This is a genomic window from Pseudomonas sp. SIMBA_068 (assembly GCF_046534705.1).
GTDB lineage: Bacteria > Pseudomonadota > Gammaproteobacteria > Pseudomonadales > Pseudomonadaceae > Aquipseudomonas > Aquipseudomonas putida.
The window spans coordinates 1-420 of the sequence record NZ_JAWRYI010000073.1 but is presented as its reverse complement, the minus strand read 5'-3'; the positions used below and the strand labels follow the sequence as shown (position 1 = coordinate 420).

Annotated in this window: 1 pseudogene; it reads right to left on the bottom strand. The window is 56.9% G+C overall.

Annotated features, from left to right (window positions below):
- A pseudogene (gene yijE / locus SB756_RS28200) lies at positions 1–420 on the bottom strand (cystine transporter YijE); the annotation flags it as partial.

Here is a 420-nt window from a genome sequence, read left to right as displayed (position 1 = left end):
GCCGTCGCCAGAATCGCACTGTAGGCCAGCGCCCAGAACACGGTGGGCTGCCAGTCAATTTCACGTTGCGGCACCAGTAAAGCGACCACACTCATCACCAGCGCCGCATACAGGATCTGCCAGGATGTTAACGACAATAAATCCACGCGCGGATGACGGGCATACAGACGTTTAGCAACAATCGCGCTCGCCCCCCAACTGACGCCGGAGAGGATTGCCAGCATGGCACTTTTCATCGAAGAGAAATCGAGTTGCCACGGCTGCAACACCAAAAATAAGCCGAAAGCGGCAATCAGAATCGCGAAATATTGCCCACGTCGCAGGCGTTCACCGAGAAACAACGCGGCGAAAATCACCACCCAGAACGGCATGGTATAGCTCAGGATCGCCACCTTCCCCGCACCTCCGCTGACCAACGCC